Annotated in this window: 14 protein-coding genes and 1 pseudogene; 5 read left to right on the top strand and 10 right to left on the bottom strand. The window is 72.0% G+C overall.

The annotated features are described in order from the left end of the window. Positions 1-201: 201 nt before the first annotated feature. The 6 genes and pseudogenes from BLR33_RS12245 to BLR33_RS37125 all read right to left on the bottom strand — a co-directional run. Positions 202-1,233: a small ribosomal subunit Rsm22 family protein gene (locus BLR33_RS12245; RefSeq protein WP_407639664.1), complete on the bottom strand. Its 1,032-nt coding sequence runs from the start codon at positions 1,231-1,233 to the stop codon at positions 202-204. Between the two features lie 60 nt (positions 1,234-1,293). Beyond that, positions 1,294-2,469 (bottom strand): methyltransferase domain-containing protein, encoded by a 1,176-nt coding sequence (locus BLR33_RS12240; RefSeq protein WP_245771361.1) that lies wholly within the window; start codon positions 2,467-2,469, stop codon positions 1,294-1,296. Continuing rightward, complete coding sequence (tgmB, locus tag BLR33_RS12235) at positions 2,466-3,434, bottom strand: ATP-grasp ribosomal peptide maturase (RefSeq protein WP_093784419.1); 969 nt, start codon at positions 3,432-3,434, stop codon at positions 2,466-2,468. Before tgmB ends, BLR33_RS12240 begins: the two co-directional genes overlap by 4 nt. Continuing rightward, positions 3,434-3,772, bottom strand: a complete 339-nt coding sequence (locus BLR33_RS12230; protein ID WP_093784418.1) for a hypothetical protein — start codon at positions 3,770-3,772, stop codon at positions 3,434-3,436. Before BLR33_RS12230 ends, tgmB begins: the two co-directional genes overlap by 1 nt. Then, the gene (locus tag BLR33_RS12225) at positions 3,753-4,346 is read right to left on the bottom strand and encodes a DUF5753 domain-containing protein (RefSeq protein WP_245771360.1); all 594 of its coding nucleotides are present in this window, start codon (positions 4,344-4,346) and stop codon (positions 3,753-3,755) included. Before BLR33_RS12225 ends, BLR33_RS12230 begins: the two co-directional genes overlap by 20 nt. A 36-nt stretch (positions 4,347-4,382) precedes the next feature. After that, positions 4,383-4,577, bottom strand: a pseudogene (locus tag BLR33_RS37125) (helix-turn-helix domain-containing protein); the annotation flags it as partial. Positions 4,578-4,777: 200 nt separating this feature from the next. On the opposite strand from BLR33_RS37125, the gene BLR33_RS12220 reads away from it, so the two are divergent. The 5 genes from BLR33_RS12220 to BLR33_RS12200 all read left to right on the top strand — a co-directional run bounded on the left by BLR33_RS12220 (position 4,778) and on the right by BLR33_RS12200 (position 8,892). Next, positions 4,778-6,172 carry a Tat pathway signal protein gene (locus BLR33_RS12220; protein WP_093784416.1) on the top strand — a complete coding sequence of 465 codons (1,395 nt, stop codon included), beginning with the start codon at positions 4,778-4,780 and terminating at the stop codon, positions 6,170-6,172. A 43-nt stretch (positions 6,173-6,215) separates the two neighbouring features. After that, a complete protein-coding gene (locus BLR33_RS12215) occupies positions 6,216-6,713 on the top strand; it encodes an SAM-dependent methyltransferase (RefSeq protein ID WP_245771359.1) in 498 nt (165 codons plus the stop codon). Between the two features lie 409 nt (positions 6,714-7,122). Beyond that, on the top strand, positions 7,123-7,284 hold the full coding sequence (locus BLR33_RS35170) for a hypothetical protein (protein WP_176930242.1): 162 nt from the start codon (positions 7,123-7,125) through the stop codon (positions 7,282-7,284). 197 nt (positions 7,285-7,481) lie between these two features. Then, a complete protein-coding gene (locus BLR33_RS12205; protein ID WP_093784413.1) occupies positions 7,482-7,979 on the top strand; it encodes a toxin-antitoxin system HicB family antitoxin in 498 nt (165 codons plus the stop codon). Positions 7,980-8,049: 70 nt separating this feature from the next. Further along, the gene (locus BLR33_RS12200; protein ID WP_093784412.1) at positions 8,050-8,892 is read left to right on the top strand and encodes a DUF4097 family beta strand repeat-containing protein; all 843 of its coding nucleotides are present in this window, start codon (positions 8,050-8,052) and stop codon (positions 8,890-8,892) included. Between the two features lie 109 nt (positions 8,893-9,001). Here the strand turns inward: BLR33_RS12200 and BLR33_RS12195 are convergent, their stop codons facing one another. From BLR33_RS12195 to gmd, 4 genes are all read right to left on the bottom strand, one after another. Next, positions 9,002-9,832 carry a glycosyltransferase family 2 protein gene (locus BLR33_RS12195; RefSeq protein ID WP_093784411.1) on the bottom strand — a complete coding sequence of 277 codons (831 nt, stop codon included), beginning with the start codon at positions 9,830-9,832 and terminating at the stop codon, positions 9,002-9,004. Then, entirely contained in the window at positions 9,829-10,614 is a 786-nt protein-coding gene (locus BLR33_RS12190) for a hypothetical protein (protein WP_245771358.1), read from the bottom strand. Before BLR33_RS12190 ends, BLR33_RS12195 begins: the two co-directional genes overlap by 4 nt. Further along, on the bottom strand, positions 10,611-12,833 hold the full coding sequence (locus BLR33_RS12185) for a LamG-like jellyroll fold domain-containing protein (RefSeq protein WP_093784410.1): 2,223 nt from the start codon (positions 12,831-12,833) through the stop codon (positions 10,611-10,613). Before BLR33_RS12185 ends, BLR33_RS12190 begins: the two co-directional genes overlap by 4 nt. Before the next feature lie 200 nt (positions 12,834-13,033). Next, on the bottom strand, positions 13,034-14,047 hold the full coding sequence (gmd, locus tag BLR33_RS12180) for a GDP-mannose 4,6-dehydratase (RefSeq protein WP_093784409.1): 1,014 nt from the start codon (positions 14,045-14,047) through the stop codon (positions 13,034-13,036). Positions 14,048-14,149: the final 102 nt, after the last annotated feature.

Raw genomic sequence — 14,149 nt, 5'->3', positions numbered from 1 at the left:
TGACCGGGCGGTTCGCGGGCGTACCGGGTTCCGGGGCTCGGGGGGGTTCCGGCTCGCGCGGCGGATGGTGGCCCCGCGGGGGCTCCCGCGCGTACGGCGATCCGTGGGCGGGGACGGAGCCCCGTACGCGGCGGTTCCGGTTTGTACGAAGCCCCCGCGGCAGTTTCTGGTCTCGCGGGGCTCCGGCTCACGCTCCTGCCTCTACGAGGGTTCCTGGTCCTTCGGGGGCCAGGCGTCGCCCCAGTCGGCGTCGCGGGCGGCGCGGTAGAGGGCGGCCGTGCGTTTGGTGACCGTCGGGTGGGTGAGTGCGGAGCCCGGGGCGCACAGGTCGAGCAGGACCTGGCCCTTGCGGATGCGGGGGTGGCGCACGATGCGGTGCTGCGCGGGGGTGGCGCCGGGCAGTGCGGCGGGGCGGGCGGCGGCCACGTAGCTGAACTTCTCGTCCTCGTAGGGGAGGGTGCCGCCCTTGACCTGGCGGTGCAGGGTGCTGCGGGTGACGCGGGCGGCGAAGTGGCACCAGTCGGTGCCGGTCACCGGACAGGCGCCGTCGTGGGGACAGGGGGCGAGCACGGTCAGGCCCTGTGCGATCAGCCGCTCGCGGGCGGCGAGTACGCGGGCGTACCCCTCGGGCGTGCCGGGCTCCACGACGACCACGGCGGCGCGGGCGGCTCCCGCGGCGGCTTCGACCAGCCGGTCGCGGTCGGCGGCGGCGAGTTCGCCGAGCACGTAGGAGACGGTGACCAGGTCGGCGGCGGGCAGGTCGGGGGCGCTGTCCGCCCCCAGGGGCGCGCGGGTCCAGGCGGCGGCCTGTACGGCGTCGGAGGCCGCGCGGGCGGCCAGGGCGCGGCCGAGCGCGAGGGCGGGCTGCGACCAGTCGAGCACGGTGGCCTCGTGCTTCGCGTCGGGCCAGGTGTCGGCGGCGGCCCACACGGCGGCCCCCGTCCCGCCCCCGAGGTCCAGCTGCGAGCCGGGCGCCCACTCCCCCGCCCGCTCCTCCAGTTCCCCGAGCGCCGTCCGCACCGCCGCGTAGGTGGCGGGCATCCGGTACGCAGCGTAGGCGGCGGCGTCGGCCTCGTCCCGCACGATGGGCCCCTGCGTCGAGGTCCCCCCGCGGTACTGCCCGATCAGCCGCTCCACCTGAGCCGCGGTCTGCTGCGCCGCGACCCCCCGCAGCTGCGCCCCAAGGGCGCCGACGAGGTCATCGGGCAGGTGAACAGCAGGCACAAGCGACACGGTCCCCTACTCTACGTCCCCACCGGGGTGCCCTTTGCCCGCCGGCTGCCCGCCGGCGTCCTACAGGACCCAGCGGTGCGGCTCCCCGCCCGGGGCGGTGTAGTGCACGGTCTGCTCGCGTGCCGTGACCTCGATGCCGAACCACTCGCGGCGGGGCCGGTTGAGCTCCTGCCACTGCCGGTGGGCGGCCTCAAGGGGCGCCCACAGGTCGCGCGGCCCCTGGCGGATGACGCTCGCGGACCCGTCCGTCTGATCGCCGACGCGGGTCAGCGAGCCGTCGCCCGGGTCGTACAGGGTGGTGACGTGCAGCCCTCGGTCGTTCGTACCACAGCTGCGGACAAGACCTGCGGGCATGTGCAATTGGGCGAAGAACGAGAACGTCCAGTCGTCGAGGACACGGCCCGACAGGCCGGACTCCCGCCGGGGACCGTCCGGGACGTCTGGTACGTGTACGGAGGGCTCCGCGCCGCTTCTGAGCGGCATGAACGCTGCGGGTGTGTGCAGGATGTGACCTGCGGCCGCGCCGTCCGGGAGCTTCGTGAGCCGGGCGACCATCCCGCCGGCGAGTTCGCCCTTGAGCGGGACGACCATGATGCCGCCGGGGCGCAACCGCGCCCGCCATGCGGGCGGGACGCGGCGTACGGAGGCCGTGGCGACGATCCGGTCGTACGTTGCGCCCGCCGGGAGGTCCCTGGCGCCGTCACCTCGGAGGACGAGGGGATGGAATCCCACAGCGGCCAGTCTGCGGCGGGCCCTGTCCGCGAGGGAGGCGGTCCGCTCGACGGTGGTGACATGCCGGTCCCCGGCGAGGAAGCACAGCGCACCGGCGTTGTAACCGGTGCCGGTGCCCACCTCGCAGACCTCCTGTCCCTCCGCCACGTCGAGGGCGTCGAGCATGTCCGCCATGAGGCTCGGCGCGGTCGAGGACGAGGTGGGCGCGCCGATGAGCCCGCCGGGGGCCGCGTCCTCGGCGTGGACCCCGTCCACTTCGGTGATGAGCGAGTCGTCCGCGTACACGGCGTCGAGCCATGCTTCCGCGTCCTGGGCGGTGGCACGCCACGGGACGAAGCGGCCCTCTTCCCGGCGGTAGAAGACCGGCACGAAGGGGTGCCGGGGCACGTTGAGGAAGGCCCCGGCCAGACGGGAGGAAAGCACGACGCTCCCCCGATCGATCCGCCGGGTGAGCGCCACCCGCGCCGCGAGCGCACGCTGCTCGTCCTCGACGATCCCGGTCACAGTCCGACTCCTTCCAGGTAGTCGCAGATCGCGGCGGTGATGGGCAGCCTCGTCGCTTGCTCGATGAACCCGTACTGTCCGCTCGGGTTCACTTCCAGGAACCGCCATTCCCCGTCCGGGGTGACCACAAAATCAAAAGCGCCGTAAGGCAGCCCAAGACGGTCGAGCACCTTCAGGACCCCGCAGGCCACGTCGGACGGCGGGCTGCACACCTGGTAGGTGTGGCTCTCGTAATCGCTGCGCCAGTCGATGCGGCCCGCCTCGGAGTCGGCGTGGATCTCGGCCGCGAACATCCTGCCGCCCACGGCAGTCAACCGGACCTCGTACGCCTTGGGGACCCACTCCTGGAAGAGGTGAGCCGTCGTCGCGATGTCCGCTGCGGCAAGGTCGTCGCGGCGGACGATGTTCGCGTACACGGCGGCCGTCCGCCCGCGCATCGTGCCGCGCACGTGGAAGAACGGCTTGTAGACGACGGGACCGCCGATCATGTCGGCGAAGTCACCTGCGGCTGCGGGGTCGTTGGTGATGAGCGTCCGGGGAACGCTCAAGCCCGCCTCGGCGGCGACGCGCAGTTGCAGCGGCTTGTACTCGGCGTCGGCTGCCTTCCCCGGCGGGGGAAGCCATCGGCACGGCAGGGCTGACAGTAGGCCGCCGAACCCCCAACGGGCTTCGGTTTCGGCGACCTTGCGTGCCTCGGGGGACATGCCCTCGGGAAACCTCGGGCGGGTGGGACGGCGGTAGTAGACGGAGCGGACCGCGGCGAGGTCGAGGGAGCGGCGCCCGTTGGCCAGCGTGCCGTTCCACCGGTCCCCGCCGAGGCTCGCGGCCAGCCTGAGCGTCAGCGGGAACTCGGCCATGTCCGCCCGGAAGACGGGGACGGCACGCCGGTTCAGCTCCTCGACCACTAGGTCGCAGGTGGGGTCGAAGCGACCGGCGAGCACGAGGACGTGTCCGGCGTCGGCCATCAGTCGTCGCTCGGCCCGGGATCGTCCGGCGCGTCCATCTGGCCGGTGGGCTCGGTGGGGCCGTAGGTCTTCGGCGGGTTCTTGGTCATGTAGACGCCGGGTGGCAGACCCTCGTAGGTGCCCGTCTGCGTGTCCTCGTCGTAGCCGACATCCGCGGGCAGAACGCCGCCGGTCGCCGGGACGGGTACGAGGAAGCGGAATGCGAACGGCGAGGGGCCGTCGCCCGCGGACAGTTCGGGAAGTGCCGCGGCGCCCTCGGCGCTCAGCGGTAACCGCAGCTCCGGTACGTCGAGCGCCAGTCCGAGAGGGCGGCGCCGGTCAATGCGCGTGCTGGGCATGTGTCTCCTTCGCAAGGGTGCGGATCAGGTTCAGGGAGGTGTGGGGGGCCTGGGCGGTGGCGGTGAGGAGGGCGAAGGTGTGAGCGGCCTGGGCGAGGGCGGGGCGGGCGTCGGTCACGTGGCGGGGGTGGTCGGTGTAGGCCGCGTCGGCGCGGTCGGGGTAGGTCCAGAGGGTGAGCGGGCCGGCGAGGCCGGCGTGGTCCGGGGTGGCGAGCGGCACGACCTGGAGGGTCAGGTTCGGCCTCTCGGCCGCTTCGGCGAGGTGGTGGAGTTGGCGGGCCATGACGGCGGGACCGCCGATGGGGCGATGGAGCACGGATTCGTCGAGGATCACCCATACGCAGGGAGGGGTGTCGCGGGCGAACACCTCCTGCCGTGCGGCGCGGTCGGCGACGGCTTTGTCCAACTCCCTTGCTGAGATGTGCGGGTGGGCCCAGCGCAGGCGGGCTCGGGTGTACTCCTCGATCTGCAGCAGCCCCGGTACGACGCGGGGTTCGTAGATCCGGATCTCGCAGGCCCGGCCCTCTTCATGGGCGACGCCCTTGAACCAGGTGGGAAAGGTGTCGGCCAGCACCCGTTTCAGAATCCGCTGAAAACGGTCCCCGGTCCCCAACGTACGGTCCAATTCGCGTGCGAGGGCTTCGGAAGGCGTCCTGCGAGCGGCTTCCACATTCGACAACTGCTGAAAGCTGTATGTCGTCCCGGCGGCCAACTCGCGCAAGGTCAGCCCCCGTTCCTCCCGCACGGTGCGCAACTCCTCCCCGAAGAACCGCAACCAGGAACAGTCGGGCAGCCCGCTGTCCATCATGCCGATGGCTCCTACCCTCCGTGCCTTCGCAAAGGCCGCCACGTCCGGTGATCCCTTCTCGCGAGATTGCGTCGCCTTCGGATTCCCTCAGGCTCTATCGTTGACGTACAGCAAACCGTTCGCCACGGTCCGTGCATAGTCGGTTGCGGCGCAGGTCCCGTTAACCCCGTTAAAGGTCCACGCAGGAGGAGGGGAGCATGGCCCCGTCGCCGAGCACGCGGCGAAATCGCCGTCTGGAAGCGGTGATCGCCGAGTTGGGGTGGACGCAGGACCAACTCGCCGTCCGAATCCGCCGGGTGGCGGCCGAGGGCGGAAGCGACGACCTGCTGCGGGTGAGTCGATCGCACGTGGCACAGTGGCTGCGCGGCGTGCAGCCACGCGGCCGTGCGTCCCAGGCCCTGTGCGAGGCCCTGACGCGAGGGCTCGGACGCGTTGTCACTCCGGCCGAGCTCGGTCTGGAGGCAGCAGTCGGCCTCGGTGTGCGTCCGTCTGACGGCGATACGCTCAATGCGCTCGCCGACCTTGGGGGTATCGACTTGGACATCACCCGACGGCACATCCTGGTGGACGGTGCCTACTCCGTGGCGGGTCTGGCCGTACCGTCGGGCAGTTGGTGGCAGGAGCAGCGTGAACGGGCCCGCGCCCGCTCCTCCGGCCGCCTCCTCTCGGTGACCCCGGCGGATGTGAGCGCGGTCCGGGAAATGACGGGATTCTTCTCCAGGCGCGACCAGCAGCGCGGCGGCCGCTCCGGCCGTACCGCTCTGGTGGCCTACCTGCGCTACGAAGTCATGGGCTACCTGCGCGGCACCTACCCGTCCGACGCATTGCGGGCCCAGATGACGAGCGTGGTGGGCGAGTTGACCTATCTGGCCGGCTGGACCGCGTTCGACGCCGGGGAACACCCTCTCGCCCAGCGGTACTTCTCGCACGCGCTGGATTTGGCCGCCGAGGCGGACGACGCCCCGCTGGCCGGGCACATCATGCGGGCCATGGCCCACCAGGCCCTCGATCTCGGGCACCGGGCGCAGGCACTGGCCCTGGCGACGGCTTCCGTCGAAGGCAGCCGCTACACCCAGGCCGCAGCCCGGGAGAAGTCGCTGCTCGGCGTGGTTCATGCCCGCACCCTGGCGGCGGCCGGACGACGCAGGGAGGCTGCCGCGGCTCTGATCCGGGCGGAGGACGACCTACGAGCCATCGATGCCGGCCGCCCGGAACCGGACCGGGTGTTCTTCTTCTCCCGGGCGTCCCTCGCCCACGAGACGGCACGCACGCTGTCTGATCTCGGCGATCTCGAAGGGGCCGAAGGGGAGTTCCATCGCAGCGTTCGCACCCGTCCCGCCCAGTCGTTCGCCCGGACACACGCCGTCACGCTGGGCTACCTGGGCACGGTGCAGATCGCCCGCGGGCACCTGGACACAGCGCTCGCCACGTGGAACGGCGCACTTGACGCGATGGGCGGCGTGCAGTCCGGCCGTACCCGCGAAGCCGTCGTCCGGATGCGGCGCACGCTCAGTCCGTTCCGCGCGCGTGGTGGAGCAGCTGCCGCACGGCTGGACGACAGGGCCCGCGCCATGCTGGGCCACGTAGGATGATGATCGCCCAGCAATGGCAGGTCTCGAGAATCGAGGAGGGCCCGTGGCCGAGGGCCTTGAGCCGGTACTGATCGAGCCGATCGGCAAGGTCGTGGGTGGGCACGCTGTCGTCCGGGACGACTACCAGGGCGGAGTCGAGGCGATCATCCGGCTCCGGTCGGACTTCCCCGAGGAGACCGTGCTCGGCCTGGACGCCTTCTCGCACCTGCAGGTCGTCTGGCACTTCCACAAGGCGAGCCCGGAGGACGTGGCCCTGCACGCGCGCAGCCCGCGCAACGACCCGAAGTGGCCCCCGAGCGGCACCTTCGCCCACCGCAACCACCGCCGCCCCGCCCAGATCGCCGTCTCGCACCCCCGGTTGCTCCGCATCGACGGCCTCGACCTGCACGTCACGGACCTCGACGCGATCGACGGCACCCCCGTCCTCGACCTCGCCCCGTACTTCCCCACGATGGGTCCGCAGGGCCCTGTCCACGTCGCTCCCTGGACCACGGAAATGCTGGCCGACTACTGGGAAGCACCACCGCAGCGGCCGGCGTGAGCCGCGAGGTACGAGGGGCACCTGATGACCTCCGGGAATGTGCTGGCCATCAGCCGGTACACGCAGGCACACGCGAACCACATCCGCTCCGAGCTGCTGGCCGTGTACGCCGAGGAGTACGCGCGCGAGGCCGCCGGCGATCCGTTCTTCGCTGTCGAGCGGTTCGCGCAGCGGCTCGATCGGCACTCCGGGCACCCGGGGTGGGCCTGCGTGCTCGGCACCGTGGGGGGTGAGACGGTCGGGTACGCGTACGGGCGGCCGGACAGCGCTGACGACTGGACGGGGCTCACCGACACCACCGAGGACGTACGCCCGTACGCCCACGGCACCTTCGGGCTCTGCGAGATCATGGTCCGCACCCCCTGGCGCGGCACGGGCATCGCCCGCACCCTCCACAGCGAACTCATGCATGACCGCCCCGAACAGCGCGCCTCGCCTGGTCGAGGAGTCCCACCCCAAAGTCCGCGCCACCTACGAACGCTGGGGCTACCGCACAGTCGGCCGCCTCCACCCCGCCCCCGACGCCCCCCACTACCAGGCCATGGTTCTTCCCCTCCACCAGCACCCTTGATGCCATCAGTGGCGCCTAGTGGTGCCACGTGGCGTCAAACGCTGGCTCACCCAGGCCGCCACCAGCAGAGACGGCGCCCCCGACTCGGGACGATCCCCGCGGATCTGCGCAGTTCAGCGCACCCGTGAAGCCGATTGGCACCCTCGCGGCGCCATAAAGGGTTGCCGATGGCGCCATGGCGGTGCCATGATGGCGTCATGGACCTCACGCCCTATGTTGATGCGCTCCGGCGCGAGCTGGCCGTCGCGGCAGAAGCCGGTGGCGACGACGCCCGGGAGCTGGCGGAGCGGCTCACCGCGCCCCTGGAGTCGGCGACCCGGCTGAGCATGCTCAATGTGCTGTCCGCCGCGATGGACGAGATCACCCGCGACCTCGCTCCCGGCTCGGTCGACGTACGGCTGCGCGGGCTCGACCCCGAGTTCGTGGTGGCCCTGCCGCCTCCCGTGCAGGGCGAGCCCGCCGAGGCGCCGGCCCCGTACGCACCCGTCGAAGAAGAAGGCGGTACCGCTCGCGTCAACCTGCGGCTGCCCGCCCACCTCAAGGCCCGCGCCGAGGAAGCCGCCGGCCGCGAAGGGCTGTCGGTCAACGCCTGGCTCGTACGGGCCGTCGCCGCCGCCCTCGAGGGCCAGGCCCGGCCCCGTACCTCCGAGAAGACCCGCACCGTCGGACAGAGCTTCACCGGCTGGGTCCGCTAGCCAGCCGACACCCGGCCACACCCCTCCCACCTGCAGTAACACCCCACCGACCCAAGAGGACGCCACAGCCATGCCTTCTTTCAAGACCCACGCCCCCATCTCCGCCCTCGCCCACATCGGCGCCGGCTCCATCACCTTCACCGCGAGCGACCGCGCCGACACCGTCGTCGAGGTCCGGCCCAGCAACCCCAAGCGGGACAAGGACGTCCGGGCCGCGCAGCAGACCGAGGTCGCCTGCACCGGCGGCGTCCTGACCGTACGGACCAAGGAGCGCCTCCTCATCGGCCCCACCGGTTCCGTCGACGTGACCGTGGACCTGCCCGAGGGCTCGCGCGTGGACATGACCGGCTCCTGGACCCGCGTGCGCGGCGAAGGGCGACTCGGCGAGGTCAAGGTGAAGACCTCGTCCAACGACATCCGTCTCGACACCACCGGCCCGCTCCACCTCACCGCCGCGCACGGCTCGGTGACAGTCGGCCGGGTCGAGGGCCCGGCCGAGATCTCCACCAGCTTCGGCAGCCTGGAGGTCGGCACCGTGGACGGCCGGGCCGTACTGAAGAACTCGCACGGCAACACCACCGTCGACGCCGTCCTCGGCGATCTGCGGGTCAGCGGCGCCCACGGCAACATCAGCATCGCCCGCGCCGAGCGCTCGGTCACCGCGACCACCGCACACGGCGCCCTGCGCGTCGGCGAAGTCGCCCGCGGCACCGTCGAGTTGGAGACCTCCTACGGCGCCATCGAGGTCGGTGTCCGCGAGGGCACCGCCGCCTGGCTGGAGGTCGGCGCCGAGCACGGGCAGGTGCGCAACACCCTCGCCGAGTCGGCGCCCCCGCAGGAGAGCGAGGACACCGTCGAGGTCCGTGCCCGCACCCGCTGGGGCAACATCGACATCCACCACGCCCGCCCCTGAACGCAGTTCACCCCGGATCGGCGGCGGGGCCCGCTCGGCCCAGGACGGGTCCGGACCGACGCGGGGCCCCGCCCCGAAACCCGAAGGGCCCCGCCCTCGGCAAGGCCCCTCACCCCCTCCCCCGCCTCAACTCCCGTGCCTTCAGGGCGATCTGCCACCGGTAGAAGCTCATCGCCAGCGCGTAGTCCAGCCCGGCGCGGCCGTCGAGGAAGCCGCGCCGGTACACGTAGGCGTAGGCGAAGGACAGCGCCGGCTTGAACGGCGCCTTGTGGAAGATCCGCCCCTGCCGCGTCTTGGCCTGCCGGATCTCCTCCTTCACCGCCGGGTTCAGCTCCAGCCACGCCTCCCAGTCCGAGTAGCGGTTGTGCCGCTCGAACCAGGTGCGGACCGGGTCCAGGTCCTCGTGCTCGATGGGCGCGCGCAGCCGCGCGGCCGAGGGCGCCAACGGCTGGTAGTGGCCCTCCTGTTCGCCCATGCCGGGCGCGTCGAGGTCGCCCACCTCGGGAAAGCGGCACCGGGTGCGGTCCATCAGCGCCCGCTTGACGATGGTGTGCCCGTGCCGCAACCGCCGCCCGGCGAACCAGTAGCCGAGCGGGATGTCGAACGCCGCGACCGAGGGCGGCCCGGCGGCGAAGACGGTGTGCAGCTCGCCGAGGAGTTCGGCGCTGGGCGTCTCGTCGCCGTCGAGGAACAGCACCCACGGGATCTCGGGCCGCACATGGTCCAGGCACCACTGCTTCTTCTTCGGGTACTTCCCGTCCCAGGTGTACTCCACGACCTCGGCGCCGCGCGAGGCGGCGATCTTGCACGTGTCGTCGGTGCTGTGGGAGTCGACCACGACGACGGCCTGCACGTGGTCGATGACGGAGGCCACCGTCCTGGCGATGTTCTCCGCCTCGTTCTTGGTCGGTATGGCCACGACGAGCGGCAGCTTGGTCACGAGGTCCCTCCGGAAGGGGCGTCGGTGGGTGAGGGGATCACGGCGGGCGAGGGGGGCAGCCAGGCGTAGCAGCCGCTGGAGGTCACCGAGACGGCACCGGCCGGCACGGTGAGCCGCGCCTTGGCCGCGCTGCCCGACTTCCCGGAGGCGAGCACCGCGCCCTTGGCGCCGGACACCCGCCAGGTGCACGACGGCGAGGGGTTCGGCGCGTGATAGGTGCCGGGGGCCACGGACTTGCCCGCCACCGGGTGCGCGGCCACCGTGAAGGAGCCGTCGGCGAAACCGCGGGCGGCGGCGGCCAGCACCGGCTGCTGGTCCGGGCACAGGGCGGTGACGGCCGCTGCGGCCCCGGAGGCGCTGATGTCGCCGGTGACGATGGCGCTCGCGGAGTCGTCGGGGTCGATCGCGGAGGTGCGGGTCAGCCGCTCGCAGATCTCCTGGCCGCCCTCCAGGACGGCGACCGGGTCGGTGCCCTTGGGCACGCGGCCGGACAGGTACTTCTTCTGCGGCTTGGTGAAGCTGCCGCCGCCGGGCGGGGTGAGCTGGGCGTCGGGCACCTTGGGCGCGTCGGCGGCCGAGCCGGGCGCCTCGCCCTGCGTGGGGCCGGCGCCGGCGTCCGCGGATGTGCCGCCCCGGGTCGCCGCGCCGGGCCGAGTGGCCGTGGTGGCAGCGGCGTTGTGCGGGTCGCCGCCGTGCGAGCCGCTGGAGCAGCCGCCGAGCAGCACGGCCGCCGCCGTCACGAGGACGGCGGCGGCGGTGCCGGAGCGGCGGGTACGGATCACCCGGCGGTCCCGAGGGCGTAGTGGTTCGCGATCTGCGCGGCCGTCAGCACGCTCGGGTAGACGGCCGACTCGTCGATGGTGCCGGCGAAGTACATGCTGGAGGGGACGGACGGCCAGCCGTTGAGGTTGTCGCCGCCGACCTTCCAGTAGCCGGGATAGGCCTCGTTCTGGGTGACGAACGGCTTGGACGCCCGGAGGACGCCGTCCACGTAGAGCTTGATGCCGCCGGCGCCCTGGGTCGCCACGACCTGGTGCCACTGGCCGTCGTTGAGCGGGGTCGGGTAGGTGACGGTCTGCGTGGAGCCGGTGTACACGCCGAAGATCAGCTGGCCGCTGTCGGTCATGTAGACGTGCTTGTCGTAGAGGGTGCTGGTCTGGGCCGGAAGGTTGCCGAAGCCCATGATCATGCCGCCGCTGGTGGTCGTCGTCCGGAACCAGGTCTCGATGCTGTACGAGGTCGGCTGCGGGTGCTGGCGGTCGCTGTAGGTGAACTGCGACGTGCCGTTGTACGTGTACGCCTTGGAGCTGCCCGGGAGCACGCCCGTCACGCCGTGCGTGGGGCCGCCGACGCTGACCCCGCTGTCGTCCGAGGGCGAGGTGTCGGCGTTGTAGGAGCCGGAGGCCGCGTCGTAGCGCCAGTACAGGGTGGCGCCGTCGGCGAGCACCTGGGCGGGGTACGCCTCGGCCGATGCCGGCACGGTCGCCGACGCGTTGGGCGACAGGGCGCTGGTGTTGGTGCCGTCGCTCGCCGAGACCCGGTAGGTGTACTTCACGCCGGGGGTGACGTCGGTGTCGGTGAAGGTGATCTGCGGCCGGATCCAGGGCAGCGAGGTGCCGGTGGTGGTGTAGATCGGGGTGGTGGAGCCATTGCGGTAGACCCGGTAGGTCAGCAGCGAGTCGTCCAGGTCGAGGCTGGACTGCCAGCGGACCTGCACGGCGCCGGGCGCGATGCTCGTCACCGAGGTCTGCGGCAGGCTCGGTGCCCCGGTGTCGGGGGCGCTGGCGAAGCGGGTCAGGCCCTGCTGCGCGGCGCCGTTGACGGTGGTGAACTCGCCGCCGGTCCACAGGTATTCGGTGCCGCCGGTGTTGCTCAGCGCCATCACCCGCGGGCCGATCTGCTCGCCGATGCCGTCGTTGGTGTCGGGGAACCAGGGCAGCAGCTTGGCGTCGTCCACGCCCTCGGCGAGCAGGTGCTTGCGCACGCCGTTGGGGAACTCGCCCATGCTGGAGCAGTCGTGGGCGTGCGAGCCGCTGTAGAGCACGGTGTTGTAGACCTCCAGCGCCTGTGTGGCGCCGAGGCAGTTGTCCCGCCAGACCTGGTTGAAGTCGGTGAGGCTGAAGCGGATGCGGCCGTCGAACACCCCGCCGCCGGTGCCCTCGTTGGCGGTGTAGAAGCTGTTGCTCGCCGGGTCGACGACGATGTCCTTGGTGACGGAGTTCGGGTCGATGAAGCCGTTCGGGTACGCCTTCACCAGCGCGCCCGTGCTGGTGTCGACCACCGCGAGGGAGTGCGAGTCGGTGCCGTCCACGGTGTTGAAGTCCCCGCCGAGGATGGCGTCCTGGCCGTTCGGGGTGAGTGCGAGGGCGCGGCCGGGCAGGTCGACGTCGGGTGCCCAGGGCAGCAGGGAGCCGTCGGTGGCGCTGACGGCGGCGTAGCGGTGCCGGGTGGTGCCGCCGACGGAGGTGACGTCGCCGCCGAAGTACACCGCGTCGTCGGTGGCGACGATGGTGCGCACGGTGCCGCTGACCGCGGGCCGGAAGGTGGTGCTGACCGTGCAGGTGGCCAGGTCGATCGCGGCCAGGCTGCTGACGCCGGTGCCGCTGACGGAGCCGAAGAAGCCGCCCGCGTACAGGGTTTTGCCGTCCGGCGAGACGGCGAGCGCCCGCACGGTGGCGTTGTTCGAGCCCACGGTGAAGCTGAGTTGGCAGCCGCTGGGGGCACCGGTGGCCGCGTCGAAGGAGGCGAAGTTCGCCGCCGGGGTCTCGCTGGTGCCGGCCGCGGCGCCCGGCGGGCGGATCGTGGAGAAGGTGCCGCCGGCGAAGACCTTGCCGCCGGCCTGGGCCATCGCCCAGACCACACCGTTGGTCTGGTAGGTGGGGAGGTTGTCGGCGGTGATGCCGACGGGTGCCTGCAACGCGGTCGCCTGCGGCGACCCCACTGCTCCGAGCGCCGCGGCCGCCAGGGCCAGGGCGGCGGTGAACACCGGCCATCTGTGCATGTGCTGTGTACCCCCTGCTGGGTGGAACGGTCTCCGGGGCGCGTGCGCCGCGGAGTCGGTGCGGGGCCGTCGAGGTCCGGGCGGGGCTCGGCCTGCGGGTGGGGCGGTTCGGCTCGTCGTACGGTCGGTCTCAGCTCCGGCCGTACGAGGGGCCGTGGGCTCGGTCGTGGACGGGAGGGAGGGTCACCGGCTGTCGAGGGTCACCGGTCGATGCGGACGCCCGCGCCCGCGAGTTGGTCGGCGAGCTGCCGGATGTCGGCGTCCACCATGATCCGGGCGAGCTCGGCCACCTTCACCTGCGGCTCCCAGCCGAGCAGGTCGCGGGCCTTGGCCGGGTCGCCGATGAGCGCGTCCACCTCGCTGGGGCGCTCGTACTTGGGGTCGTACCGGACGTACTGCGACCAGTCCAGGTCGGCGTGCGTGAACGCGGTCTCCAGGAACTGCCGTACGGTGGCGGCCTGTCCGGTGGCCACCACGTAGTCCTCCGGCTCCTCGCGCTGCAGCATCCGCCACATCGCCTCGACGTACTCCGGGGCGTAGCCCCAGTCGCGTACGGCGTCGAGGTTGCCGAGGTAGAGCCGGTCCTGCAGGCCCGCCTTGATGCGGGCCACCGCGCGGGTGATCTTGCGGGTGACGAAGGTCTCCCCGCGGCGCGGCGACTCGTGGTTGAAGAGGATGCCGTTGACGGCGTACATCCCGTACGCCTCCCGGTAGTTGACCGTCGCCCAGTAGCCGAAGACCTTCGCGCAGGCGTACGGGCTGCGCGGGTGGAACGGGGTGCGCTCGGACTGCGGGGGCGGGGTGGCGCCGAACATCTCCGAGGAGGACGCCTGGTAGACGCGCGCGCCGATGCCGCTGGCCCGTACCGCCTCCAGCAGCCGCAGCGCGGACAGGCCCGTGACGTCACCGGTGTAGAGGGGCGCGTCGAAGGAGACCCGCACATGCGACTGGGCGCCCAGGTTGTAGACCTCGTCGGGGCGCACCTCGCGCAGCAGGTTCACCAGGGCGACGCCGTCGGACAGGTCGGCGTGGTGCAGCAGCAGCGAGCGGTACGCCTCCTGCGGGCCCTGGTAGATGTGGTCGATCCGCTCGGTGTTGAACGACGAGGACCGGCGCACGATGCCGTGCACGGTGTAGCCCTTGGACAGCAGCAGCTCGGCCAGATACGAGCCGTCCTGCCCGGTCACGCCGGTGATGAGGGCGGTCTTGCCCACGGTGGATCCCCCAAGTGGTCGAGTGGTGCGTGGAATCGGGATGCGGCACGCCTGAAGTGCCGCCGGAGGGAACGGTTCCGGTTCCGGGCGGCAGTCGATCAG

Source organism: Actinacidiphila guanduensis (assembly GCF_900103985.1).
In the GTDB taxonomy this organism is placed as follows: domain Bacteria; phylum Actinomycetota; class Actinomycetes; order Streptomycetales; family Streptomycetaceae; genus Actinacidiphila; species Actinacidiphila guanduensis.
This window is presented reverse-complemented; position numbering and strand designations above follow the sequence as displayed.